This window comes from [Clostridium] citroniae WAL-17108 (assembly GCF_000233455.1).
GTDB classification, from domain to species: Bacteria; Bacillota; Clostridia; order Lachnospirales; family Lachnospiraceae; genus Enterocloster; species Enterocloster citroniae.
Genome location: NZ_JH376423.1, coordinates 385,279 through 409,606, shown reverse-complemented (window position 1 = coordinate 409,606; position 24,328 = coordinate 385,279). Strand labels below are relative to the sequence as shown.

The following is a 24,328-nucleotide window of genomic DNA, read 5'->3' as shown; positions in this document are numbered from 1 at the left end:
CATTACTGCTCATATCTGGTTTGGATCTTGGTGATCTCATCCACATAAGGGTCCAGTGTCTGGGGATATACATTCCCGGTGAGGATCAGGCGTATCTCGGACTGCCTGGCCTGACTGATCAGATTACACAGCTCTTCCTGAGTGATCACTCCCTCATCCAGGATTCCCAGGATCTCATCCAGGATCAGAATATCACATTCGCCCGTAACCAGGACCTTTTTCGCAAAATTGATTCCGTTGCGGATGCAGATCCTTGCCTCTTCCTTTTCTTCCTCTGACAGCTGATTAAAGAAGACAGGCGATTTCTCAAATCTAAAAATCTTGAATTCCGGCTCCAGACGCTTTATGATCTCCATGTTATCCATATCCATGGAACCCTTTAAAAACTGTACCATGATTACATTGCTGCCCTTGGTCAGCGCACTGATTCCCCTGCCGATCGCACTTGTTGTCTTACCCTTGCCTGGCCCGCAGATAACCTGTATCATGCTTTCTTTCATCATCATGCACCTCATGCTTTATTCGCTTTTTCTTCTGAATGGTCTGTCATTCATAGACTTCGCTCATAATAGCATAGTTTGAACAACTTTGCAAATATTTCTTACATCTTCCGAAAGATTTTCCAAAGAGATTCAAAAAAATCAGGCTTCATCGCATTCCAGTTTACTGATGGAAACTTCATAGGCAATGCGCTTCTCACACTCGGTTTCAGAGAGCTTTTTCGTGTACTCCCTGCTCTGTACGCGGCCCCAGACCCGCACCCTTGCGCCCACCTCAAAGCTGGACGCAAACCGCGCATTGCGGCCCCAGCTGATGCAGGGTATGTAATCAGATTTCCCATAGGGACGGTTTACAGCCAGCAGGATATCGGCAATCTCACGGCCCAGAGGAGTTTTTCGGTAAATTGGCGGTTTGCAGATATAGCCGTCCAGGAATATCTGGTTTGTTTTTGTGTAGTCCGTAAATTCTTCCAGGAAATGGACCTCCCTGACAAAGATGGACAGCATCAGCCTGTTTTTGACGCCCTCGTGACGGTTGTAGGAGCGGAACTGTCCAAGAGCCTCAATGGTGTTACCCGTATAGTCCTGATGGATATCCAGAAGGCGTTCCGACACCATAAGCGGTATGATATCAGCCTGCTCACTCAATCTGTTCACAGCAACATCTACCATATAAAAGCCTTCTCCAAATACCTCGTGGCTAAAGGTAAAGCCTGATACAATCTCACCAATAACGCTTACCTTGTTGTTTTCGATCATTTTTTCTGACATAGTACATCTCCTCTTCGCTTCTTATAAATTCTCATTTTGCCGTTTTATGTTTTTTATCCTGTTTATGCTTGCTTTTGTACGGCACATTGATAGTTTATGAGGAGATTTACCATAATAGACCAAAAAAACAGGCGATTCCCGCCAGAACATTTCGACAGGAATCGCCTTTTGTGTTTAAAATTGTCGTTTTTTACTTCTTAAAGGACGCCCTTTTACGCATGGTGGGATCCAAAATCTTCTTACGGATCCTAAGGCTTTCAGGGGTTACCTCCAGCAGTTCGTCCGTATCAATAAAATCCAGCGCCTGCTCCAGGCTCATAATCTTGGGCGGTGTCAGCTTCAGCGCTTCATCTGCGCTGGAGGAACGGGTGTTGGTCAGCTTCTTGGTCTTGCAGACATTGATCTCAATGTCCTCCGCCTTGGGGCTCTGTCCCACGATCATACCGGAATACACTCTTGTTCCCGGTCCGATGAACAGGGTTCCCCTCTCCTGTGCATTAAACAGGCCGTAGGTAATGGCTTCCCCTGCCTCAAAAGCGATCAGGGAACCGGTCTGGCGGTAGAACAGGTCACCCTTGTACTCCGCATACTCATCAAAGATGGTGTTGAGGATACCATTCCCCTTCGTATCTGTCATGAAATCACCGCGGTATCCGATCAGTCCCCTGGAAGGAATGGAGAATTCCAGACGGGAGTAGCCGCCGGCTGCCTGGCTCATGCCCTGCAGGGCTCCCTTGCGGCTGGTAAGCTTCTGGATAACCACACCTGTGTATTCCTCAGGGACATCCACATATGCCAGCTCCATGGGCTCTAATTTGCGGTTTCTCTCATCATATTTGTACAATACCTCTGCCTTGCTCACCGCAAACTCAAAGCCTTCCCGGCGCATGTTCTCAATGAGCACGGACAAATGCAGCTCGCCTCGTCCGGACACCTTAAAGCAGTCGGCGGAATCCGTCTCCTCCACGCGAAGGCTTACATCGGTGTTCAGCTCCCTGAACAGCCTGTCACGCAGATGGCGGGAAGTGATGAACTTTCCTTCCTGTCCTGCCAGCGGGCTGTCATTTACCATAAAATACATGGCAATGGTGGGCTCGGAGATCTTCTGAAACGGGATCGCGTCCGGATTCTCAGGGGAACATATGGTATCCCCAATATGGATCTCGGCAATGCCGGATATGGCCACAATGGAGCCCACAGACGCCTCCTGTACCTCCACGCGCTTCAGTCCGTCAAACTCATAGAGTTTTCCTATCTTGATCTTTTTAAATTTGTCAGGATCATGGTGGTTCACCAGCACGCATTCCTGATTCACCTTAAGACCGCCGTTGTCGATCTTTCCAATGCCGATACGGCCCACAAATTCATTATAATCGATCGTACTGATCAGCACCTGGGTATCTGCCTCAGGATCGCCCTCCGGGGCCGGTATGTGCTCAATGATGGTCTCAAACAGGGGACTCATGTCCATGTTCTCATCATCCATATCATATCTTGCAAATCCTCCCCTGGCGGAGGCATAGATAAAGGGACAGTCCAGCTGCTCATCAGAGGCGTCCAGATCCATCATCAGTTCCAGGGTCTCATCGATCACCTCTGCGGGACGGGCCTCGGGCCTGTCGATCTTGTTAATGCACACAATAACAGCCAGATCCAGCTCCAGCGCCTTCTGGAGCACGAACTTAGTCTGAGGCATGGGCCCCTCATAGGCATCCACAACCAGAACAACCCCGTTCACCATCTTGAGCACACGCTCCACCTCACCGCCAAAGTCGGCATGGCCTGGCGTATCGATGATGTTTATTTTTGTATCTTTATAAAATACAGCCGTATTCTTGGACAGAATGGTAATGCCGCGCTCCCGCTCGATGTCGTTGGAATCCATCACGCGCTCCTGAACCTCCTGGCCCACACGGAATACGCCGCTCTGCCTTAACAGCTGGTCTACCAATGTTGTTTTGCCATGGTCTACATGGGCAATGATAGCGATATTTCTTACATCTTCTCTTTTCATCTTCATAGTGATTACTCTTCCTTAATTATATATGCATTGGTTCACGTCTACAGCCACGGTTTTATAGTATAGCATTGCTATTTACAGATTGCAAGGGCTTTTGACGGAAAATACAGGCTGTACAGGCATTTTCCGTTAAAAAACAATCAGTTCCCCCTGTCCCATGCCATAGTATACCTCGTCCACTTTCTTTATATGGGCACGTCCGCTGGTTCCCTCCGTGATCTGGGACCGGAAGCGCCCTTCCTCTGATACGGGCACAAGAAACACAAAAACCACCTTGTCCGTGTACTGCACATCCAATGTGTCCATGCCTGCCTGGGCTGCAATGTACTGTATTTTCCCGGAACCATTATAATCAGTCGTCACTTCCAGACGGACCGCCAGCTTTTTTTCCACGATCACACAATCCTCCAGGCCTGCCTTGACCGCTCCCGAATAGGCCCGCACCAGTCCGCCCGTGCCCAGCAGGGTTCCCCCAAAGTACCTGGTTACCACGGCGCATACGTCATGAAGGCCCTCCCCTGCCAGCACATCCATCATAGGCTTTCCCGCTGTCTGTGACGGTTCCCCGTCATCGCTGCACCTGGCTGTCTGCCCCCTGTCTCCTATGATATAGGCAAAACAGTGGTGCCTTGCATCCCAGTATTTTTTCCGTATCTCCTCCACAAAGGCCAGGGCCTCCTCCTCGCCGGACACCGGCCTTATGTCTGCTATGAACCTGGATTTCTTCTCCACCAGCTCTCCGCTTCCGCCTTGATACACGATTTTGTAACTCTCTACCACTTCTGTTGCTCCTTTGCCATGTTTTGTGGACAAGCTTCCCCACAATCCGACCTGTTTCCGCCTGTTTTTTATCATAATATAGAAAAGCGGCGATGGCAAGGCAATATTTAAACCTTTTCATTTTTACAAAACTGGTGTATAATCTACAGGATAAGCTTACCCTCAGTGGACAAGGGTAGACATTACTTGAATAAAGGAGAATCTATGAACTATGGTAAGTACGAGACGGAGCGCAGGCTCAAGTCTCTCCACTCCAAATCAGGCAAATACGCCTCGCGGCTTTTCCTTAATATCTTTAAGGCCCTGTTTGTCCTGTGTTTGTTTTTAGCAGTAGTGGGTGCATCCATCGGTTTTGGTATGGTTAAGGGCATCATTGACAATGCCCCGTCCGTAGATATTTTAAACATTCAGCCCGACCGCTTTGCTACCACTGTCTATGACGCGGCGGGCAATCTGACCGATACCCTGGTGACCAGCGGTTCCAACCGCGAATCGGCCACTTATGATGAATTGCCCCAGAACCTGGTCAATGCCTTTATCGCCATTGAGGACTCCCGTTTCAGGAGCCATAACGGCATTGATATCCGTTCCATTGCCCGTGCCGTGCGGGGCGTGATCAGCGATGATTATGCGGGCGGAGGAAGTACCATTACCCAGCAGCTGATTAAGAACAATGTGTTCTCCGGCGGTATGGAATCCGGATGGGGCGCCAAGATCGAGAGGAAGCTGCAGGAGCAGTACCTGGCCGTCCAGCTGGAGAAAAACTCCGGGATGAGCAAGGAGGAAACAAAGAACCTGATCATCACCAACTACCTGAACACCATTAACCTGGGCAACAATACCCTGGGTGTCAAGGTAGCTGCCAAGCGCTATTTTAATAAGAATGTCTCCGACCTGACCCTCTCCGAGTGCGCGGTGCTGGCATCCATTACCAAGAATCCGTCCAAGCTCAACCCTATCTCCGGCAGGGAGAACAATGCGGAGCGGCGCAAGATCGTGCTCCAGTACATGTATGACCAGGGTTTTATTTCAAAAGAGGAGCAGGAGGAAGCCCTGGCGGATGATGTCTATGACAGGATCCAGAATGTGGACACGGCTACCAAGGAGAGCAATACCCATTACAGCTATTTTACGGACGAGCTCATTGAACAGGTGATCTCCTCCCTGATGGAAAAGCTGGACTATTCGGAAAGCCAGGCCAGCAACCTGCTGTATTCCGGCGGACTTCAGATCTACACCACCCAGGACCCTGACCTGCAGGCCATTGTAGATGAGGAGATCAACAACCCGGATAACTATTCGGCTGCCAAGTACTCCGTTGAATACAGGCTTTCCGTGACCCATGCGGACGGCAGTACCCAGCATTACTCTGAGGAAAACTTAAAGACCTTCCACAAAACAGAACTGGGCAATCCTTCCTTTGACGGCCTTTATAAGACCGAGGAGGCAGTCCAGGCAGATATCGATGCGTTCAAGGCCTGGCTGTTAAAGGACGGGGATGAGATCATCGGTGAACGGCAGAACCTGATCCTTCAGCCCCAGACCTCTTTTGTGCTCATGGATCAGCATACAGGTGAGATCAAGGCCCTTTGCGGCGGCCGCGGCGAGAAAAAGGCCAGCCTTACCCTAAACCGTGCCAGCAACGTATACCGCCAGCCCGGTTCCGCCTTTAAGGTCATCTCAGCCTTTGCACCGGCCATGGATGCCTGCGGCGCCACCCTGGGAACCGTGTACTATGACGCTCCCTACACCATCGGGACCAAAACCTTCAGGAACTGGTGGAATAAAGGGTATGGATTTGTGGGCTACCACAATATCCGTGACGGCATCATCTACTCCATGAACATTGTGGCCGTAAGGACCCTGATGGAAACCGTTACTCCCCAGCTGGGCATCGAGTACGCGGAAAATATGGGCATCTCCTCCCTGGTCAAGGATGACCTGGGCGCGGCAACCGCCCTGGGCGGACTTACAAAGGGCGTGTCCAACCTGGAGCTGACCGCTGCCTATGCTTCCATTGCAAATGCGGGTGTTTACACAAAACCACGTTTCTTTACAAAGATACTGGACCACAACGGCAAGGTGCTCATAGATAATGAACCGGAAACCAAGCAGGTATTAAAGGATTCCACCGCCTTCCTTTTAACAGATGCCATGTCAGAGTCCATGAAGAGCAACCGGCTGTTTGCACGGTCGGGGATCTCCATCAACTCCACCAGTACAAGGGCTGCCCTCACAGGCATGTCCGCAGCAGGTAAAAGCGGTACCACCACTGCCAACAATGATGTGTGGTTTGTGGGATATACCCCCTATTATACGGCAGGAATCTGGGGCGGATGCGACAGCAACCAGAAACTGAGCAACGGAAACGGAGGCACCAGCTTCCACAAGGACATCTGGAGAAATATTATGAACCGTGTCCACAATGGAATGTCGGATCCCGGCTTCACCATCCCGGACAGCATAGAGACGGCGGAGATTTGCCGCAAGTCAGGGAAACGTGCCGTTGCAGGCGTATGTACGGCTGACCCAAGAGGCAACGCGGTGTACACCGAATACTTTGCAAAGGGCACAGCTCCCACCGAGGTATGCGACAAGCATGTGGCCGTGACCGTGTGCGCTGAATCAGGCATGCGCCCAACGCCCTACTGCCCCACTAAGACAACCCGTGTGTGCATGGCGCTCCCGGACGGTGAAAATGATGCCACGGATGATTCCGCATTTGCCATCCCGGGCTACTGCCCCATCCACACCGATGTGTCCACCATCATTAACCCCAATCCCGATGAGTCTGGCGGCGATGGTCCTGTGGTGACCCCCATTGGACCAGGATACCAGTCCCCCACCTCCCCATCCCCTACAACCGAAGGGTATGGACCGGGTAATATCCCATATTAAGAACGCAATAACAGCCGGAAACAAAGCTGCGGGCCATAACCATCTGGCGGCAGCTCCCCGTTTCCGGCTGTTTTGATATCCGGGCATACCACACCCTACTTCATCTTAGGTTTAAACACAAGGGAAGCCAAATATCCAAACACCAAAGCTCCGCAGATTCCGGCGGAACTGGCCGTAAGTCCTCCCTTAAAGATCCCCAGGATCCCGTCTTTTCCAATGGCCTCCTTGACACCCTTCCACAGCGTGTTTCCAAATCCCAGAAGAGGGACTCCTGCCCCGGCTCCGGCCCATTTTGCAAAGGGCTCATAAATTCCGACCGCTCCCAGTATGGTTCCGCTTACCACCAGCAAAACCATGATACGGCCCGGCATCATCTTGGTTTTTTCCATGAGGATCTGGACCAGGGCGCAGATCAGGCCTCCGATCAAAAATGCTTTTACATAATCCATGACCTCTACCTCCTTAATCGTCAATGTGTTCAATGATGACTCCGTGGGCTATCCCCGGGATGCTCTGTCCCTCATTGAAGCTTACGGTTGATAAAAGGGCTCCTGTGGGCACGAACAGCACCCGCTTCCATGTACCGTCCTGGACCCTGGGCAATATATAGGAGCACAAGGTAACGGCACTGCACCCGCAGCCGCTTCCGCCTGCATGGGTGTCCTGCTGGTCCTTATCATAGATCTCAATGCCGCAGTCCATATGGATCTGGCTTAAATCCCTGCCCTTATTCTTCATAAAATCCAGCAGAATGGTCCTTCCGATCTCGCCCAGGTCACCGGTTATGATCTTATCGTACCATGTCTCATTGACCTGGAAGTCCTCCAGGTTCTGTTCAATGGTATGAAATGCAGCCGGAGCCATGGCAGCTCCCATGTTCATGGAATCCTTGGTTCCCATGTCCACCATCCGTCCCGTTGTAATGCCCGCAATCCTGGCCAGGCCGTCCTTTCTGTTCCCGGCTATGACCACGGCTCCGCAGCCTGTTACGGTCCAGGTAGCGGACATGGGTCTCTGGTTGCCGTAAGCCAGTGGAAAGCGGAACTGCTTTTCAGCCGTGGCAAAGTGACTGGATGCCATGGACATGACCTGATCGGCATATCCTCCGTTCACTGCCATGGCCCCAAGGCTTAAAGCCTCCCCCATGGTGGAGCAGGCTCCATACAGGCCAAAAAGGGGGATCTCCAGATCCACGGTGCCAAAGGAGGTGGCGATCAGCTGCCCCAGCAGATCACCGGCAAACAGATACCGCAGATCGCCTTTTCTGACGCCCCCTTTTTCGATCACCAGGTCCGCCGCCCTTTTCTGCATGGCGCTTTCCGCCTGCTCCCAGTTGTCCTTGCCAAACATGTCGTCCTGCTCCACCTGGTCAAACATCTGCCCCAGCGGACCATCACCTTCTTTTTTTCCCACTACGGAACCCGCGCTGATGATCACCGGCGGATGTTCAAATTCAATACTAGCCTTTCCTTTCATCTGTCCCATCTCTTGCATTCTCCTTCCTCTGACAGGATATATTCATTAACAGTATCTCTCATTTCCTGAAAATTAGTCATGATCATCCATGAGATGCCCAAAGGATATTCCAATGGCTTTAGGAAATTGACAGAACCGGGAATATCTGATAGTATGGGATTTTAGAAAGACGAGGTATCATAACCGTGAATTCCCATTGGAAACAGACCACTGCGCGCTTTTTGACCGCGCAGACCATATCGCTTTTCGGCTCCTCCCTGGTGCAGTACGCCATTGTATGGTACATCACGCTCTCCACCTCCTCGGGCAGGATGCTGACCATCTCCACCATCTGCGGCTTTGCGCCTCAGATTATTATCTCCCTGTTTGCCGGGGTATGGATTGACCGGTATGACCGCAAAAAACTGATCATGGTATCGGACGCGGTGATTGCCCTTGCAACCCTTGCCCTGGCTGCGGCCTTTTTATCCGGCTGCCGGGAAATACGGCTGCTTTTTATCGTGCTCTTTGTGCGTTCTGCGGGCACAGGGATCCAGACACCGGCAGTGAATGCCGTTATCCCCCAAATTGTTCCGCCGCGGCATCTGATGCGCGTGAACGGTATCCAGAGCACCTTAACCTCCCTTATGATGTTCCTCTCCCCGGCTGCCAGCGGTGCCATTCTGTCCGCAGCCGGTCTGGAGGCCACCCTGCTCATCGATGTGGCCACCGCGCTTATAGGCGTGGGGATCACATCCACCCTGACAATTCCCATGTACCGTAAAAATACGGTTGAGGGAAATGCACAAATTGACAGTTTAAAGGAAGGATTCCGGTATCTGCGTTCCAATACATTTGTGCGCCGGCTGCTGATGTTCCAGATTGCAATCCTTTTCCTCATCAGCCCCTCCGCCTTTCTCACCCCCCTGATGGTAAGCCGTACATTCGGCTCCCAGGTTTGGCGGCTGACCGCTTCTGAAATGACATACAGCATTGGTACCGTACTGGGAGGGCTTCTCATCACTTCCTGGGGCGGGTTTAAAAAGCGGCTGAACACCACCCTCATGGCCGGTGCGGCTTACGGCATACTGATGCTGGGGCTGGGGACAGCTTCCGCCTTCTGGGCCTATCTGGCGCTCAACACCATGATCGGTATCACCGCCCCCTGCTATCAATCTCCGGTCACCGTGTCCATCCAGGAACGGGTAGAGCCCTCCATGCAGGGAAGGGTATTCAGCTTCATGCAGATATCCACCTCCTGTGCCCTTCCCCTGGGCATGATGGTGTTCGGCCCTCTGGCTGATGCGGTCAGAATCCAGTACCTGCTCATAGGCGGAGGCCTGGCTGTTATGGCATGTACGGCCGGTGTGGCTTTAAAGGGCGGCTTAAGCAGCATATAGACAAAAAAACAAGACAACCAAACGTACTCCGTCCCATTGTCTTGTTTCAACCGCCATATCTATTGTTATAGCTGGAAAATCCCCATCCATCCGCCAACCCAGTAGATCAGTCCCAATACCCAGCTGGTAAGGACCCCATATAAGATCACCGGTCCGGCAATTGTAAATATCTTGCAGCCCACGCCAAACACTTCCCCCTCTGCATGGAACTCAATGGCTGGTGCCACCACTGAATTTGCAAATCCTGTAATGGGAACCAGTGCACCGGCACCGCCGAATTTTACGATCTTGGGATAAATATTCAGCCCTGTGAGCACAATGCTTAGAAAGATCAGGGCCAGCAGATTCCATATGGCTGCCGGCTCCTGCTCCATCCCCATCCGGTTCATCAGAAAATTGGTGATAAACTGCCCGATCACACAGATGACGCCTCCCACCAAAAAGGCGCATGCCATGCTTTTAGGCAGGTTGTGGACCGGTGTGATCTCCTTTACATATTCCCCATATTTTTGCTTATCAATTTCCATCGCTTCCCACTCCTTTTCATCACATTCACTTTGGTGCACTCTCTGAGACTCCGGGAGTACGCTTTATCCCATGGAGGCCATACGGAACCAGAAATAGACCAGGGATCCTGTAAGTTTTCCGGCGGCCAGGGCAAAGATCAGGTACTGAAGCCCCACGGCCAGATGGATCCTCCGGCTGATGACCGGCAGCGCCTTCAGCGTCTCCGCCAGGGACATAACCAGGCATCCCACAAAGATCCCCACGCACACGCCGGCCACTGCCAGGAAAATGGTGCCTATAAAGCTTCCCATATAGATGGGAAACTCATAGATATCCACAATATTTCCCAGCACGCCTCCCAGCACGATCACTGTCTCATACAGTATAATATGTTTTCTGGTGCCTGTCTTTCCCATAAGGCGCACGAATACACCGATAATAGCCAGAAAAGCATATACGCCGGCTGCAATGACGCCGCCGGCGCACAGGCCGAAAAAAGCCAGCAGAATCTTTTTAAGTAATATCAATTTTGGACTCCTTTCTGCCGTCCTCGGCAATCAGGGTCTTACTGATATTATCCTCATAAAGACGCATTTCCACCTCCAAAGGAGTGGGATCCGTATTCAGCTTTATAGAAGCAAAATGGTTAAAGAACCCGATGATCCCCACTGCCAGGCCTATGCTGTAGCTGGCCTCCAATACGGTGAATCCTCCTGATTCATATCCCATAACAAGCTTAAAGATCTCGCTGAACACGTCAGTCACGCTGACGTCATTGTTAAAAGTCATGATCGCAAAGGCTGCGCCGAAAAAGCAGATGCCGCAGACAAAGATTGTTTTCGTCCATTCCCAGACATAGGTGGGAGGTGCTGGCGGCTTATATGCAATGATAAAGTCCACTTCCCCCACATGGTTTACATCCAGGGTGGAATCCATCTCAATCAGTTTGCGTGTCACATCCAGGGCGCTCATAATATAGCGCCTTTTTTCATCCAGCTTTACAGTCATGACCTTCATGGAATTGCACTTGTTCATTACGTTCTGGTCATCACAGTAGACCTGGGCCACATCCTTTAAAACCACATCCTTGTGTGTCAGTTCTGTTATCTGACTAAGTTTTACATAGACTGTGTGCTTCATAATCCCCGTCCGCTCCTTGACAGTTCCTGCTCCCCGTACATCCTGGATGCAGGGTCTGTCACAAAGGCCGGATAAGCCTCCTCTTCCGGTACCGTATTCTGCTCCTCCCACACAAGGGTTCCTTCCTTTTCATATCCCCTGTCACCCATGGCGGATGAAAGATACCACACCAGGACCCCTATCAGGACAAGCGCCCCGACAACTGCCAGAATTTCACATACTCGCTTACCAAAACCCATATAGATCACATCCTTTTCGTAAACTGGTTTGATTGGTTCTGATAACTAGTATGGTTTGAAAAATTAAATTTATACTTTTTTATTTTTCATAGCGCATTCGCATTTCTTTTAAGATCCGCTTTTCGAGACGTGAAACCTGTACCTGGGAAATCCCCAGTTCCTTGGCAATCTGGGTCTGGGTCTGGTTGTAAAAATACCTTCTGACAATGATCTCCCTCTGCTCCTCGTTCAAGCCTTCCATGAGCTCCTTTAGCACCATGCGGTTTAGCAGTTCCTCATGGTCATTGTTCTCCTCCTCCAGCCGGTCCATCAGGAACGTGGTATTGTCATCCCCATTGCCCGCGGGCCGGTACAAAGATTCCACCTCGGCGCCTGCCTCCAGGGATGCCGCCACTTCCTCACGGCTGGTATCCAGATGCCTGGCGATCTCCTCAATGGTGGGTTCCCGTCCCAGGCTGTATGTCATCTCCTCCCTGGCAGCCCTGACCCGTATCCCCATTTCCTTGATCGAGCGGCTTACTTTGATCATTCCGTCATCCCTGAGAAAGCGCTTGATCTCCCCGGTTATCATGGGCACCGCGTAAGTGGAGAATTTTACGTCAAATCCCGTGTCAAATTTATCAATGGCCTTTATAAGCCCAATGCTTCCGATCTGGAACAGATCCTCCATCTCGTAGCCCCGGCCTGTAAAACGCCTTACAATGCTCCATATGAGCCCTACATTGTCCATCACCAGCTGATCCCTGGCTGCTTTATCCCCTTCGTGAGCCATACCTATTAATTTCATGGTCTCATCCATCTGCGTCACCTGCCGATGAATTTCTTCATTGATACCAGGGTTCCCTTGCCCGGTTCTGACTGTACATCCACCTGATCCATAAATGCCTCCATAAAGGAAAATCCCATGCCGGAACGCTCGCCCTCAGGATCCGTGGTAAACATTGGCTCCATGGCTCTTTTTACATCCGCGATCCCTACCCCGGTGTCCTTTACACACACCTCCAGCACATTTTCCTGTGTATCGGCCGTGATTTCCATATGGATAACCCCTCCCCGGCCCTGGTAGCCGTGGATGACCGCATTGGTCACTGCCTCGGACACAGCGGTTTTCACATCATCCACTTCCTCCAGGGTGGGATTCAGCCTGCTCATGAAAACAGCGGTCACGACCCTGGCAAACTCCTCGTTCTGGGAAAGGCTGTCCATCTCCAGCCTCAAATGTTCCTTACAGTTCCCTGATTGATTGAATCGGGGACTTTCCATCATTGATTCCATTTTCTTATCCTCCATTCTTCCTTCTTCCCTTTCATCCCTTAAGGGCCGATTCCCTGTCGTCATAGCCCTGTATCAGACGGTTCATCCCGCCCATTTCCAGTATCCGCCTCACCTGGGCTCCCGCCCCATAGTAAGCCACCTTCCCCCTGCTTGCGGCCATCTGTTTATAACGGCTCAGCAGCACTCCGATCCCCGAGGAATCCATAAAAGATGTGTGTGTAAAATCAAACACGATCCTGTTAATATAATTTTCGTCAAGAAGCAGATCCGTATCGCTTTTCAGATTCCTGCAATTGTGGTGGTCCAATTCCTTTGGAAGATGGATGACCAGCGTCTGTTCCCTGGCTTCATAGGTAAACATTGTATGATCCATGCTCTCATACTCCTTTCTTATGCGATGTAATAATAAAAAAAGATACTACAAAAGACGTATAAAACTTATCTTCTGTAGTATCTTACTGTGTTAATATCCTCTGGCGTTCCTTGCCCTGTCCACATAATCAGAACTGGGGAATTCATTTACCACTTTGTCAAACATGGTATTGGCATTGTCCATATCACCGGCATCCTGGTACAGACGGCCCACATAGAAAAGAGCCTCCGGGTTGTCCGGCCTGATGGTAAGGCTGGCCTGGAAATAATCCATGGCCTCTGTCTTCTTGCCCGCGTTCCAAAGGGTAAGGCCGCGTTCCACCAGGGTCTGATAGATATTGGCCGTCATATCCTGGCGTATGCTTTCCACAATGGCCTGTATGTTCTCATCCTCGATCAGGTCAAAGCTGGCTTCAGCAAATGATTTGGCCGCCGTCACCATATCCCCTGTCCTGTAATTCTGGAGGATCCATATAAGCCCCTGGTACTGGGCCATGACACTGGTATTGCCGTTGGTCAGCTCATCCAGCCTTGACTGCACTTCCTTGGCCTGGGCATCCAGCTTATCATACTCTGATTTCAGCATATCGTACTGCTGGTTGGCATTGCCCAGCTTCTGGCTGTAGGCAATGATCTCCTGATTCTTCTCGCTGTTAAGAGCCTTTGTCCTGGCCGGAAGGATCAGGACAAAGAAGACCGCCACCCCCAAAAACAGGCCTATAATAATATGGAGGATGGTGGAAAGCCCAGTGCTCTCCTTGTAGCTGTTGGGGATGATCACATCATCATCCTCCATCTGCCTGTGGGAAAACGCTTTTACCATCTTCCTCTTTTCCGCGTCCGCCCTGCCCGTGTTCTGCTTTACAATGGACATATAATAAAGGGCTTTCTGATTGCTTTTGTCAATCTGAAGGATCTTGTACAGGGAGCGGCCCGCCTTGTTGTAATCCTCCCTGCTCATATACAGCAGGGCCAGCAGCAGATGGGCCTTCACAAAATGGGGATTCGACTCCACCACCCTTGCCAGCTGCAGGATAGCCAGGTCATCGCTTCCATTCTGTGCGTGCCACAGGGCCTGGTTAAATGTCTTCACATTCTGGCTCTCGCGCTCCAGCTGTCCCGGTTTTCTCTGGATCTCATCCAGATAATGGTCGGCCAGGTTTCCCTCAGGCTGGAGGTTAAGGCTGATGACCCACTGTACCAGGGCATCGGCCACCTCCCCGTTCTCGTAGTATATAAGGCCCAGCAGATTACGGGCGTCCGTCTGAAATTTATTAAAATGAAGGCTTTTCTTCAGACACTGGGCCGCGCCGGACAGATCCCTGATCTTTGCCTTTTCCAGGCCCAGATTATAGAAGCTGTTGGCGATCTGCTGGTTCTTTCTTCCATAGTCTATATTCACCGCTTACTTTTCGCCTCTCTCTTTAATCAGTTCCATCATGATGTCAGTCATATCCGTTAAATCACTTTTTACAATGGCGTCCTCCACTTCCTCCACATCCAGGCTCGGCTTAAAACGCTCAATTTCCTCTTCAAAATCAATCATGTATGTTCAACTCCTTTCAGGCGCCCTTCTGTTTCAGGCGCTCCAAAGCTGCTTTGATCTCCCCGATCAGGTACAGGGATCCTGCGCAGAACAATACCCCTTCCCCGCTGATCTCCCTCATCCTTCTCACCGCTGTCCCTGTGTCCTCAAAGGACAGGACGGGACAATCCGTGTCTTTCTCAAATTCCCTGGCCAGCGCTTCCGAGGACAAGCCACGGTCACTGTTCATATGAACCACTCCAATGGTCTCCCAGGCAATTCCTTTGGAGAGCTGGGACACCATCTCCCCGTAATCCTTGTCCGACACAGCCGCAAACAGCAGATAGGGATGTTTCCCCAACCGCTTTGCTATCTCCCGGGCAGTCTGTATAAAAGCTCCGATCCCTCCCGGGTTATGCGCCCCGTCCAGATAGACGCCCGGGGCCGCCTGCTCCATTCTCCCCGGCCACATGGTCTTTTTGATCCCCCGGACGATCTGCTCATCCGTAATATTCCACGTAATGGCTCCGGCCGCTCCCTCAGGTTTATGGCCTAAAACCCGGCTGTGCTTCCTGCACCTCATCCCCGTGTGTCTCAGCACATCCAGGGTACGCACGGCAAGCATGGCGTTTTCCGCCTGATAAAACGCCTCAAAAGGGATCTGGATCTTTAACCGCTTATCATCCTTCATCCTGGCACTGACCGTAAGCCCGTCCTCCCCCACACCTTCCACACGGTAGTCTTCCCTGCCCACAGGATAGCGGGCAGCGCCCCGGCGGAATGCGCAGCCCTCAAGGATCGTGGATACCTGGGGCTGGTTGTCGTCAAATATAAGAGGAACGCTGCTTTTGATAATACCCGCTTTTTCTGCCGCAATCTTTTGCAGGGTATCCCCCAGATACTTGGTGTGGTCTAAGCTGATGGACGTGATCACACAGGCACAGGGGTGCTCCAGCACATTGGTAGTGTCTAACCTTCCTCCCATCCCGGTTTCCAGGACCATCACATCCACTTCCTGTTTCTTAAACAGTTCCATTGCCATATAGAAAAGAAATTCAAAAAAAGTGGGATGACATTTGCCCGTTTCCACCATTCTTTGGCTGACCCTGAGAACAGTCTCAAAGGCTTCCTCAAAGTCCTGTTCCCCCACCATGGCCCCATTGATCAAAAAGCGCTCCCTTACTTCCACTAAATGAGGAGAAATAAAGGTGCCTGTCCGATACCCTGCTTCCCTGAGCATGGATGTAAGGAAGGCGCACACGGAGCCTTTGCCATTGGTCCCTGCCACATGGATGGCCGGTATATCCCTGTCAGGCGCGCCCATGGCATTCAGCACGCTTCTGACATCTTCCAGAGAATTCTTTTTTCTGGTCCACATAGGAATCTGATTCAAATATTCCTCTGCTCTTCCCATTTCATTACCATTCTTTCTAATAAGCCTGCCATGGACCATTGATCATCCAGAGACAGGCTTTTATAATATTAACCCAATTTTATGTAATTATCAACCGGATATTCTCGCCAGGGTTCGTCACCAACCGACAAGCCTTGCTTTATATGTTCACGGATCTGCTTGCTTTGGCGCGTGCCGTCATGCCTCCTGTGCCTTAGCCGCAGACTTTCTGCCCACGGGCAGCTGTGCAAGGATAATGGCTGCAAACATCAGGACACAGCCGGTTAACTCCTTGGCCGTAAGCTTCTGGTTGAGAATGGCCCATCCCGCCAGTACGGATATGCTGGATTCCAGGCTGAGGATCAGGGACGCCACCGTGGGGTCCGCTCCCTTTTGCCCGATGATCTGCAGGGTGTAAGCCACACCGCATGACATGACGCCTGCGTAGAGCACAGGTGCCCATGCGGCCAGGATCTGCCCCATATCCGGTGTCTCATACAGGAGCATTCCCATTCCCGAAAGTATGCCGCACACAAAAAACTGGATGCAGGACATCTTAACTCCGTCCACCACCGGTGAAAAAAAGTCAATGATCATGATATGCACTGCAAAAAGGGCGGCACAGACCAGCATCAGCAGATCACCCTTGTTCACCGACAGGTCGCCTCCTGTCATGCACAGCAGGTACAATCCCGCCACGGAAAGCGCCACTGCGCCCACGATCACAGGGCTGCATTTCTTTTTAAAGAACAGTCCCAGGATCGGAACAATGATAATGTAGCAGGCGGTGATAAATCCCGCTTTTCCAACCGTGGTATACTGTATGCCGAACTGTTGGAAATTGCTGGCAAGACACAGGAACACACCGCAGCAGACGCCTCCGGTCACCAATGTCTTTCCGGCTCCCGGTATGGATACGGTCTGTTGCGTTTTCGCCCGCTTCCTGTCAAAATACCAAATACATGGCAGCAGAACCACTCCACCGATCAGGCTTCGGACACAGTTAAATGTCAACGGACCCACATAGTCCATTCCCACGCTCTGTGCCACAAATGCAACTCCCCATATGGTGGCTGTCAAAAGCAGCAGGACCGCATTTCTCATCTTCATGTTAGTTATAACCTCGCTGTAATTTTATTGTAAGATTTCTTCCTGGGGCAGCACCACATTCAGGCTGTAGGAAACAGACACATCCTTGCGCACATAGGCCTTGTTAAAGGCTGACAGGATGCGGTGCATGACCTGCTCCCCGTTCTCATAGGTGGCTGAGGGCAGCAGGATGATAAACTGGCTGACGCTATAGCGGGCAAATGCATCGCTGGAGCGCAGCGAACTGTTGATCACATTCCTGAGACGTTCCATGGCCCTGGCCTGTATCTCCGGCTTTAAGGTGCGCCCCTTCCTGTCACCCACGGTGAGCAGGCACAGATAAACCGAATCGCCGCTGCGTTCCACCCCGCGCCTCTCCAGCTGCACCAGACGTTTGAATACGGCGTATTCGCACTGGTAAGCGCCCCGGTTTTTCTCCTCCCCGCAGCTACTGGTACGGCCCAGGGCCTCCTGGATCACATTCAGGTCCGTGATCACTTCCTGTTCGCTGTCACTGATCACCCGGTACATTTCCTTAAAACGCTCCGAGGGGGTCATCAGCCGCTCACGGTAGAACATCTCCGTGGTATCCCTGTAATTTTGGAGGGCCTTTTTCTGGTCACCTTTTTTGTAAGCCGCATAGATCAGATAATAATGAAAATCCTCTGTAAACCGGTCTATGGAAACAGCCTGTGTACAGATTTTCTCCACCTGTGCGTAGTCCCCCCGCTCCATCAGATCTTCCGAGACAGCCCGTACCAGCTTCTGGTAAAGGGAGTGGTAATATGTATGTAAGGGATTGACCCAGCTTTCATCCGCAGACTTTGGAAGAAAGGTGCCCTTGTAAAGTCCAAGGGCCTCCCTCCACTCCGGTTCCAGATTTCCCATGTCATCCTGGGAGTTTAATATGCGCTTGCACAAAAACTCAAACCGGTCCGTGTCAATGGTCAGCTTCCAGGAGGGGTTCCACATATAGGCCCCCTTCTGGTTCAGGATCAGTTCCTGAGAGGGAAAGCCTGCAGCCTCCATCATCTTCCGCACCCGGAAAACCAGGGTCTTTAAAGCCCCGTAAGGATTGTCCTGCATCCCTTCCTGCCATATGGCATTGAACAGTTCGTTAATGCTCACATCCTTGCGCCGGTTGACGATCAGATAGCTCAGCAGGCTCCAGGCTTTCCTGGAGCGGTTATCGCTGTCGCTCATGGTTCTGTTATCCATGGTGATGGTGAATCCTCCGAACATGTTCACCTGGATCACCGGATTGTTTCCTGATGTATCAATCATGCTTTGTTCTCCCTCTCTGTCCGGTACTTTTCCTACTTCTGAAGCTGTGCCAGACGTGTCTTTACCTGTTCCATCATCTGTGTATATTTTTCAAGCTTTGCCTTTTCCTCAGCTATTTTGGCTTCCGGTGCGCGGCTTACGAACTTCTCATTGTTCAGCATGCCGTTAGACCGGGCAAGTTCTCCTGCCAGGCGCTTTTCTTCAGCCCTGAGCCGTTCAACTTCCTTCTCAATATCCACCAGTTCGGCAAAAGGCATATAGATAACCGCTTTGGGGAGCACGGCAGATACCGCGTCTTCGGCGATTCCCGCCTTATCCCTCTGCAGTATGACTTCTCCCGCATATCCCAGGGTTGCAAAAAAGCTTCTGCTGTGCTCAAATACGGACAGCAGTCCCTCATCCTCAGAAACCACGTACACGGTGGCCTTTTTGCTGGGCGGTACATTCATGGATGTGCGGACGCCGCGGATGGCCCGCACCGCTTCCTTAATGGTTTCCGTGGACCCTTCCTCCTCCCTGAAGTCCCAGTCCTGCCTGTATGCGGGCCACTGGGAAACCATGATGGTCTCCTCCTCTTCCTGAAGGTTGCAGAATATTTCCTCGGAAACAAATGGCATGAATGGGTGAAGGAGTTTTAAAGCCTGGATCAGGACAGTCCTCAGCGTCCAGATCGCCGCTGCTTTTGTCCCGTCCTCTTCATTGTACAGCCTGGGCTTCACCATTTCAATATACCAATCGCAAAATTCTTCCCAAATAAAATCATAAACCTTCTGAAGAGCGATCCCCAGCTCATATTTATCCAGGTTTTCCGTTACATCCTTTGTCAGCGTATTCACCTTGGACAAGATCCATCTGTCTGCCATGGTAAGGCTGTCCGCGTCCACACCGCTTATATCCGGCGCCTTTTCAATATTCATCATGATGAAACGTGATGCGTTCCACACTTTATTTGCAAAATTGCGGCTGTTCTCCACCCGCTCCCAGTAAAAACGCATATCATTGCCAGGTGCATTTCCCGTGATCAGGGTCATGCGCAGGGCATCTGCGCCGTACTTGTCAATGACCTCCAGCGGGTCGATGCCGTTCCCCAGGGACTTACTCATCTTGCGGCCCTGGGAATCCCTTACCAGGCCGTGGATCAAAACCGTGTGGAACGGGTTCCGGCCGGTCTGTTCAATGCCGGAGAACACCATGCGGATCACCCAGAAAAAGATAATATCGTATCCGGTAACCAGCACATCCGTGGGATAGAAATAATCCAGGTCCTCTGTTTTTTCCGGCCATCCCAGGGTTGAAAAAGGCCACAGGGCAGATGAGAACCATGTGTCCAGGGTATCCTCATCCTGCTTAAAGGCGGTGCACCCGCAGTCCGGACAGGTATGGGGCGCTTCCCTTGCAACCACGATACGGCCGCATTCCTGGCAGTAGTAGGCAGGAATCCTGTGTCCCCACCAGAGCTGGCGGGAAATACACCAGTCGCGGATCCCTTCCAGCCAGTGGAGATATGTCTTTCCAAAGCTTTCGGGCACAAATTTCAGGCTTCCGTTCTTAAGGGCTTCTATGGCCGGCTTGGCCATCTCCTCCATCTTCACAAACCACTGCTGCTTTACCATGGGTTCTACCGTGGTCTTGCAGCGGTCATGGGTTCCAACATTGTGGGAGTGGGGAACCACCTTCACTAACAAGCCCTGCTTTTCCAGGTCGGCCACAATGGCCTTCCTTGCCTCATAGCGGTCCATTCCCTTATATGGCCCGTCCACATTCACGGTGGCGTCATCGTTTAAAATAACAATCTCCTCCAGGTTGTGGCGCTTTCCCACCTCAAAGTCATTGGGATCATGGGCCGGGGTAATCTTAACACAGCCGGTTCCAAACTCCTTGTCCACATAAGCATCGGCGATCACGGGGATCTCCCTGTCTGTCAGAGGAAGTTTTAACATTTTACCCACAATGTCGCTGTAACGCTCATCCTCCGGGTTAACCGCCACTGCCGTGTCGCCCAGCATGGTCTCCGGTCTGGTGGTGGCGATCTCCACAAACCTTCCAGGTTCACCTGCCACCGGGTAATTGATATGCCAGAAAAAGCCGTCCTGCTCCACATGCTCCACCTCTGCGTCTGAGATGGAAGTCCGGCAGACCGGGCACCAGTTGATGATCCTGGATCCCTTATAGATATATCCCTTTTCATAAAGCTTTACAAAGACTTCCAGGACCGCATCGGAGCAGCCCTCGTCCATGGTAAACCGCTCCCTGTCCCAGTCTGCGGAGGAACCCAGCTTATGAAGCTGATTCACGATCCTGGTCCCATATTCATCCTTCCACTTCCAGCACTCCTCCAGGAATCCATCCCGTCCCAGATCTCTTTTGTCAATACCTTCTTTTTTCAGCTTGTCTATGACCTTGACCTCGGTGGCAATGGCTGCATGGTCCGTTCCGGGCTGCCACAGCGCCTCATATCCCTGCATTCTCTTATAACGGATCAATATATCCTGCATGGTGTTATCCAGGGCATGTCCCATATGAAGCTGGCCTGTGATATTGGGAGGGGGCATAACAATGGTAAAGGGCTTTTTGCTGCGGTTCACCTCTGCATGGAAATATTTTCCTTTTAACCACTTCTCGTACAGACGGTCCTCTATGGCCGCCGGATTATAGGTTTTTTCCAGTTCCTTCATCTTTTAATCTCCTTTTTCCCTATGAAATAAAAAAACACCCTTTGCTCCTTCGGCTGCATCAGCCGTGCAAAGGGCGAATAACTCGCGGTACCACCTTTATTCTGCCGGAAGCACCTCTTCATCCGGCAATCTCTTTAGCCTGTAACGGAGCCGCCCGTCAGACAGTTACACAAAACCCAGGAGCCACAACTCCCGGTTCCTTCACCGTCCCGGTTCAGAAGCTACCTTCCACCATCCATCCACCCGGGATACCTTTCAGCCCATGGGCCTCCCTCTCTGTCGGCTGTTATGGTGTACTCCTCTTCCTCATAACCTTTGATCTCATTGATTTACTTAACAATCATAAAGATTATTTTACCATTTGTCAAGCTGTTTTCATCTTTGCAGCTCAGCGATAGACTAAGCCGCAGGCTTAGCTGGCCATCACTGCCGTCTGCCAGGCTTTGCACACATCGATCCACTCCAAATAACCGGAGGCCTTTTCCAGTTCCGGTATGGACAGCCGGACCGCGCTGCTGGCGCTTCCGCAGGCAGGATACACTGCGTCAAAGCGCTTTAACGACTCATCCAGATAAACCCTTACCCCCTCCTTCACACCAAAGGGACATACGCCGCCCACGCTGTGTCCTACCAGGTCTGTCACCTCGTCCGGTGAGAGCATCTTGGCTTTTGTCTTAAACTGTTCTTTATATTTGTGGTTGTCCACCTTTGCGTCCCCTGCCGCCACGATGAGCACCGGTCCGCCTTCCACCATAAAAGAAAGCGTTTTGGCTATTCGAGCCGGTTCACATCCCACAGCCGAGGCCGCCAGTTCCACCGTGGCGCTGGAAACCTCAAAGGTATAAATCCTGTCCTCCAGCCCCATTTTTTCAAGATGTTCCTTTGCAATGTCAAATGCCATGTCCTTTTACCTCCATTGATCCGATACGGTCCCGTCAAACCAGCATCACCAGGGACCTAAACCATCATCCTGTACTCCTGCTTCCACCGCTGCACCATCTGGGCCGCCCCGTTGATGCGCTTGATGGGATCCTTTTTAAACAAAGCCCGCAGGGCCCTTACCTCCTCATCCTGCCCGGCGTCCAGGCTGGCCGCATCCATCTCCTTTTTCCACCGGCTCCTCAGCTCCTCTGTAAAAATGGACTGGTAGCGCTCCTTCACATCCAGCTCCGGCGAAAAGACAGAGAGGAAATAGATCCGTTTCAGCACATCCAGATCCTTTCCCAGGCCGTATGCTTTATCGTAGGACGCAAGAGCCCTGCGGAACTGGAACATCATGGCGTAGGACGCACCCAGGTTATTGTAGACCCTGGCCAGGAATAGGTCGTCCACCTTTTTGTCCTTTGGATATTCCAGAACCTTGGTATATCTCTGGGCCGCCTTGCCGTACTGGCGGGCCCGGAACATATAGTCCGCCCTCTCCTTTTCATATTCCGCCGGATGCAGGGCCCGGAGAGCGGCCACGGTCTGCTTAAACTTCTGTATTTCCTTATCACTGTAATAATCGCATTCCGACAAAAACAGCATGAGCACGTCCTCTGAACGGCTGCCTGTCTCTATCAGCTTCTCCATCCTGCCTGCCAGATAATCCATATCCAGCTCCCTGCGTATGAATTCAATGAGAAGCTCATCCATAAAATCATCCATCACAAGGATGGGATGGTTGTAGATCACATAACACAGTTCCTGGGAAGAGTGGATATGGATTCCCAACACATCAATATAGTAGGGATGTTCTACCGGCTCATGCCTGCAAAGTATCAAACTCATAAGCTTACCTCTTGTTTCACCACAGCTTTGGTGGCCGGGAAAAGTTCCCCGAATCCTTTATCTTCTATCACCATCATCATGGTTTCCTCATCAGTAAATCCAACCTTTAGCTCAACTCTGGTGGTTCTGGGCGGCCGTTCCGGAAATCCGCTTAAAGGGATCCGCACCAGTTTCTTTTTCTTGGAATCCAGGGGCGTGATTGTGAATTCAATCTCATTCTGCCCATCCACGATCAGGTCCAGGGAGCTTTTTGACTCATACCAGTTATCCCCATAAGAGGCCACTACCAGATTGCTTTCCCTGCCCCGGCGCAGTACCTTCAGGGCCACCTCAGCCCTGAGCCTGCCTTCGCACACGAATATATAGGGGTAGGATGTATCCTCGTGGGTGTAATCCGCCCCCTTATAGGCAGCCCCTCTGGCAAACAGATAGGACTCCACAAATACCTTTCTCCTGTTGCATGCCAGTCTCATAAAACCGCCGGCCCAGTCCTGGCGCTCAAATCCTTTTCCGGTGAGAAGCACCGTGGAAAAGAGTTTTCTGCTGAGAAGCTTTTCGCCGCAGGAACAAAGTATCTTGTCAGCCAGCTTGCTTCCCGAGGGAGAATCCAGAATATCCAGGTTAAATGCCTCCTCCTGGTTCTGCGCCTCGGCCTGTACCATGTTTCTTCTCATGCCTCTGATGACCTTCATCTCATAATAACACAGACGTTCTGAGGACAGTTCAAACAGCCCCACCTGGTTGGTCCAAAGTTCCTTTTTCTGGCTCAGCACATAATAGATAAAGCTTTCCGTATGGCTGATCACATGAACCCGTTCCCTGGGTACCCCCAGGAAATCCGCACAGTACATCAGGGTATCCAAAAGCCTTGCATCCACATTCTGGAGCGTGATGACCAGCTGCGCCACCTTGTCCTTGCCAAACTCTTTTTTGGGGTATTCCAGCATCTTCTGGATAAACAGCTTCAAAAGCGTGCTTCCGCTGTAGCAGATACCTCCGATGGTGGATGTCCCATCCTTTGCAGCCAGCTTTAAAAGCTTATCTACAATAACCCCTTCCCCCAGGAGAGTAGCTGCGTAAGCGTCCTCCCCTGAGAGCCAGGTTTCCTCTTCCTTCCTGCGGCAGATCACCGTAGGAATGGTCCAGGACTTTTCTTTATCATAACAACAGATCTGAGTGTAATCATCATTCAGATCCAATCCAATCACAAGCCCGTCCATAGACGACTCCTCCAT

General features: G+C 51.4%; 24 protein-coding genes. 2 read left to right on the top strand and 22 right to left on the bottom strand.

The genetic code is table 11. From position 1 onward, the window contains the following. Window positions 1–2 precede the first annotated feature (2 nt). From HMPREF9469_RS17040 to HMPREF9469_RS17025, 4 genes are all read right to left on the bottom strand, one after another. Complete coding sequence (locus HMPREF9469_RS17040; protein WP_007864066.1) at window positions 3–503, bottom strand: cob(I)yrinic acid a,c-diamide adenosyltransferase; 501 nt, start codon at window positions 501–503, stop codon at window positions 3–5. A gap of 138 nt (window positions 504–641) precedes the next feature. Further along, complete coding sequence (locus tag HMPREF9469_RS17035; RefSeq protein ID WP_007864064.1) at window positions 642–1,271, bottom strand: single-stranded DNA-binding protein; 630 nt, start codon at window positions 1,269–1,271, stop codon at window positions 642–644. A gap of 190 nt (window positions 1,272–1,461) precedes the next feature. Then, the gene (gene typA, locus HMPREF9469_RS17030; RefSeq protein ID WP_007864063.1) at window positions 1,462–3,291 is read right to left on the bottom strand and encodes a translational GTPase TypA; all 1,830 of its coding nucleotides are present in this window, start codon (window positions 3,289–3,291) and stop codon (window positions 1,462–1,464) included. Between the two features lie 129 nt (window positions 3,292–3,420). Further along, on the bottom strand, window positions 3,421–4,071 hold the full coding sequence (locus tag HMPREF9469_RS17025; RefSeq protein ID WP_007864062.1) for a YigZ family protein: 651 nt from the start codon (window positions 4,069–4,071) through the stop codon (window positions 3,421–3,423). A gap of 204 nt (window positions 4,072–4,275) precedes the next feature. On the opposite strand from HMPREF9469_RS17025, the gene HMPREF9469_RS17020 reads away from it, so the two are divergent. After that, window positions 4,276–6,969, top strand: coding sequence for a transglycosylase domain-containing protein (locus tag HMPREF9469_RS17020; RefSeq protein WP_007864058.1), 2,694 nt, complete (start codon window positions 4,276–4,278; stop codon window positions 6,967–6,969). 95 nt (window positions 6,970–7,064) lie between these two features. On the opposite strand, the gene HMPREF9469_RS17015 is transcribed toward HMPREF9469_RS17020, so the two are convergent. Then, complete coding sequence (locus HMPREF9469_RS17015; RefSeq protein WP_007864056.1) at window positions 7,065–7,418, bottom strand: SpoVA/SpoVAEb family sporulation membrane protein; 354 nt, start codon at window positions 7,416–7,418, stop codon at window positions 7,065–7,067. Window positions 7,419–7,431: 13 nt separating this feature from the next. Continuing rightward, entirely contained in the window at window positions 7,432–8,454 is a 1,023-nt protein-coding gene (spoVAD, locus tag HMPREF9469_RS17010) for a stage V sporulation protein AD (protein WP_007864054.1), read from the bottom strand. A 176-nt stretch (window positions 8,455–8,630) separates the two neighbouring features. On the opposite strand from spoVAD, the gene HMPREF9469_RS17005 reads away from it, so the two are divergent. Continuing rightward, a complete protein-coding gene (locus HMPREF9469_RS17005) occupies window positions 8,631–9,824 on the top strand; it encodes an MFS transporter (RefSeq protein WP_007864053.1) in 1,194 nt (397 codons plus the stop codon). A gap of 65 nt (window positions 9,825–9,889) precedes the next feature. Here HMPREF9469_RS17005 and HMPREF9469_RS17000 read toward each other — a convergent pair whose 3' ends face one another. The 16 genes from HMPREF9469_RS17000 to HMPREF9469_RS16930 form a co-directional block, all read right to left on the bottom strand. Further along, on the bottom strand, window positions 9,890–10,351 hold the full coding sequence (locus HMPREF9469_RS17000; RefSeq protein ID WP_007864052.1) for a SpoVA/SpoVAEb family sporulation membrane protein: 462 nt from the start codon (window positions 10,349–10,351) through the stop codon (window positions 9,890–9,892). A 63-nt stretch (window positions 10,352–10,414) separates the two neighbouring features. After that, window positions 10,415–10,858 (bottom strand): stage V sporulation protein AB, encoded by a 444-nt coding sequence (locus HMPREF9469_RS16995; protein ID WP_007864051.1) that lies wholly within the window; start codon window positions 10,856–10,858, stop codon window positions 10,415–10,417. Beyond that, a complete protein-coding gene (locus HMPREF9469_RS16990) occupies window positions 10,845–11,471 on the bottom strand; it encodes a stage V sporulation protein AA (RefSeq protein ID WP_007864049.1) in 627 nt (208 codons plus the stop codon). Before HMPREF9469_RS16990 ends, HMPREF9469_RS16995 begins: the two co-directional genes overlap by 14 nt. Continuing rightward, window positions 11,468–11,710 (bottom strand): hypothetical protein, encoded by a 243-nt coding sequence (locus HMPREF9469_RS16985; protein WP_007864047.1) that lies wholly within the window; start codon window positions 11,708–11,710, stop codon window positions 11,468–11,470. Before HMPREF9469_RS16985 ends, HMPREF9469_RS16990 begins: the two co-directional genes overlap by 4 nt. A 79-nt stretch (window positions 11,711–11,789) precedes the next feature. Continuing rightward, window positions 11,790–12,509 carry a SigF/SigG family RNA polymerase sporulation sigma factor gene (locus HMPREF9469_RS16980; RefSeq protein ID WP_007864045.1) on the bottom strand — a complete coding sequence of 240 codons (720 nt, stop codon included), beginning with the start codon at window positions 12,507–12,509 and terminating at the stop codon, window positions 11,790–11,792. A 5-nt stretch (window positions 12,510–12,514) separates the two neighbouring features. Next, window positions 12,515–12,985 carry an anti-sigma F factor gene (gene spoIIAB / locus HMPREF9469_RS16975; protein ID WP_007864044.1) on the bottom strand — a complete coding sequence of 157 codons (471 nt, stop codon included), beginning with the start codon at window positions 12,983–12,985 and terminating at the stop codon, window positions 12,515–12,517. Between the two features lie 31 nt (window positions 12,986–13,016). Then, on the bottom strand, window positions 13,017–13,358 hold the full coding sequence (locus tag HMPREF9469_RS16970) for an STAS domain-containing protein (protein ID WP_007864043.1): 342 nt from the start codon (window positions 13,356–13,358) through the stop codon (window positions 13,017–13,019). 90 nt (window positions 13,359–13,448) lie between these two features. After that, complete coding sequence (locus HMPREF9469_RS16965; protein ID WP_007864042.1) at window positions 13,449–14,759, bottom strand: tetratricopeptide repeat protein; 1,311 nt, start codon at window positions 14,757–14,759, stop codon at window positions 13,449–13,451. Between the two features lie 3 nt (window positions 14,760–14,762). Then, window positions 14,763–14,903, bottom strand: coding sequence for a hypothetical protein (locus tag HMPREF9469_RS32490; RefSeq protein WP_007864040.1), 141 nt, complete (start codon window positions 14,901–14,903; stop codon window positions 14,763–14,765). Window positions 14,904–14,919: 16 nt separating this feature from the next. After that, window positions 14,920–16,296, bottom strand: coding sequence for a bifunctional folylpolyglutamate synthase/dihydrofolate synthase (locus tag HMPREF9469_RS16960; RefSeq protein ID WP_040416703.1), 1,377 nt, complete (start codon window positions 16,294–16,296; stop codon window positions 14,920–14,922). A gap of 177 nt (window positions 16,297–16,473) precedes the next feature. Further along, complete coding sequence (locus HMPREF9469_RS16955; protein WP_007864035.1) at window positions 16,474–17,385, bottom strand: DMT family transporter; 912 nt, start codon at window positions 17,383–17,385, stop codon at window positions 16,474–16,476. 24 nt (window positions 17,386–17,409) lie between these two features. After that, a complete protein-coding gene (locus tag HMPREF9469_RS16950) occupies window positions 17,410–18,648 on the bottom strand; it encodes a BTAD domain-containing putative transcriptional regulator (RefSeq protein ID WP_007864033.1) in 1,239 nt (412 codons plus the stop codon). 32 nt (window positions 18,649–18,680) lie between these two features. Next, the gene (locus tag HMPREF9469_RS16945) at window positions 18,681–21,323 is read right to left on the bottom strand and encodes a valine--tRNA ligase (RefSeq protein ID WP_007864032.1); all 2,643 of its coding nucleotides are present in this window, start codon (window positions 21,321–21,323) and stop codon (window positions 18,681–18,683) included. A 412-nt stretch (window positions 21,324–21,735) separates the two neighbouring features. Beyond that, complete coding sequence (locus HMPREF9469_RS16940; protein ID WP_007864031.1) at window positions 21,736–22,224, bottom strand: YbaK/EbsC family protein; 489 nt, start codon at window positions 22,222–22,224, stop codon at window positions 21,736–21,738. A 56-nt stretch (window positions 22,225–22,280) separates the two neighbouring features. Continuing rightward, window positions 22,281–23,093 (bottom strand): hypothetical protein, encoded by an 813-nt coding sequence (locus HMPREF9469_RS16935; protein WP_007864030.1) that lies wholly within the window; start codon window positions 23,091–23,093, stop codon window positions 22,281–22,283. Further along, window positions 23,090–24,313, bottom strand: a complete 1,224-nt coding sequence (locus HMPREF9469_RS16930; RefSeq protein ID WP_007864028.1) for a DUF5716 family protein — start codon at window positions 24,311–24,313, stop codon at window positions 23,090–23,092. The genes HMPREF9469_RS16935 and HMPREF9469_RS16930 overlap by 4 nt, the downstream gene beginning before the upstream one ends. Window positions 24,314–24,328: the final 15 nt, after the last annotated feature.

Excerpts from the sequence above, each read along its gene's own strand:
- HMPREF9469_RS17040 (WP_007864066.1), bottom strand. The coding sequence starts at position 503 with ATGATGAAAGAAAGCATGATACAGGTTATCTGCGGGCCAGGCAAGGGT.
- HMPREF9469_RS17035 (WP_007864064.1), bottom strand. The coding sequence starts at position 1,271 with ATGTCAGAAAAAATGATCGAAAACAACAAGGTAAGCGTTATTGGTGAG.
- typA (WP_007864063.1), bottom strand. The coding sequence starts at position 3,291 with ATGAAGATGAAAAGAGAAGATGTAAGAAATATCGCTATCATTGCCCAT.
- HMPREF9469_RS17020 (WP_007864058.1), top strand. The coding sequence starts at position 4,276 with ATGAACTATGGTAAGTACGAGACGGAGCGCAGGCTCAAGTCTCTCCAC.
- HMPREF9469_RS17015 (WP_007864056.1), bottom strand. The coding sequence starts at position 7,418 with ATGGATTATGTAAAAGCATTTTTGATCGGAGGCCTGATCTGCGCCCTG.
- spoVAD (WP_007864054.1), bottom strand. The coding sequence starts at position 8,454 with ATGGGACAGATGAAAGGAAAGGCTAGTATTGAATTTGAACATCCGCCG.
- HMPREF9469_RS17000 (WP_007864052.1), bottom strand. The coding sequence starts at position 10,351 with ATGGAAATTGATAAGCAAAAATATGGGGAATATGTAAAGGAGATCACA.
- HMPREF9469_RS16990 (WP_007864049.1), bottom strand. The coding sequence starts at position 11,471 with ATGAAGCACACAGTCTATGTAAAACTTAGTCAGATAACAGAACTGACA.
- HMPREF9469_RS16985 (WP_007864047.1), bottom strand. The coding sequence starts at position 11,710 with ATGGGTTTTGGTAAGCGAGTATGTGAAATTCTGGCAGTTGTCGGGGCG.
- HMPREF9469_RS16980 (WP_007864045.1), bottom strand. The coding sequence starts at position 12,509 with ATGGATGAGACCATGAAATTAATAGGTATGGCTCACGAAGGGGATAAA.
- spoIIAB (WP_007864044.1), bottom strand. The coding sequence starts at position 12,985 with ATGGAATCAATGATGGAAAGTCCCCGATTCAATCAATCAGGGAACTGT.
- HMPREF9469_RS16970 (WP_007864043.1), bottom strand. The coding sequence starts at position 13,358 with ATGGATCATACAATGTTTACCTATGAAGCCAGGGAACAGACGCTGGTC.
- HMPREF9469_RS32490 (WP_007864040.1), bottom strand. The coding sequence starts at position 14,903 with ATGATTGATTTTGAAGAGGAAATTGAGCGTTTTAAGCCGAGCCTGGAT.
- HMPREF9469_RS16960 (WP_040416703.1), bottom strand. The coding sequence starts at position 16,296 with ATGGGAAGAGCAGAGGAATATTTGAATCAGATTCCTATGTGGACCAGA.
- HMPREF9469_RS16955 (WP_007864035.1), bottom strand. The coding sequence starts at position 17,385 with ATGAAGATGAGAAATGCGGTCCTGCTGCTTTTGACAGCCACCATATGG.
- HMPREF9469_RS16950 (WP_007864033.1), bottom strand. The coding sequence starts at position 18,648 with ATGATTGATACATCAGGAAACAATCCGGTGATCCAGGTGAACATGTTC.
- HMPREF9469_RS16945 (WP_007864032.1), bottom strand. The coding sequence starts at position 21,323 with ATGAAGGAACTGGAAAAAACCTATAATCCGGCGGCCATAGAGGACCGT.
- HMPREF9469_RS16940 (WP_007864031.1), bottom strand. The coding sequence starts at position 22,224 with ATGGCATTTGACATTGCAAAGGAACATCTTGAAAAAATGGGGCTGGAG.
- HMPREF9469_RS16935 (WP_007864030.1), bottom strand. The coding sequence starts at position 23,093 with ATGAGTTTGATACTTTGCAGGCATGAGCCGGTAGAACATCCCTACTAT.
- HMPREF9469_RS16930 (WP_007864028.1), bottom strand. The coding sequence starts at position 24,313 with ATGGACGGGCTTGTGATTGGATTGGATCTGAATGATGATTACACTCAG.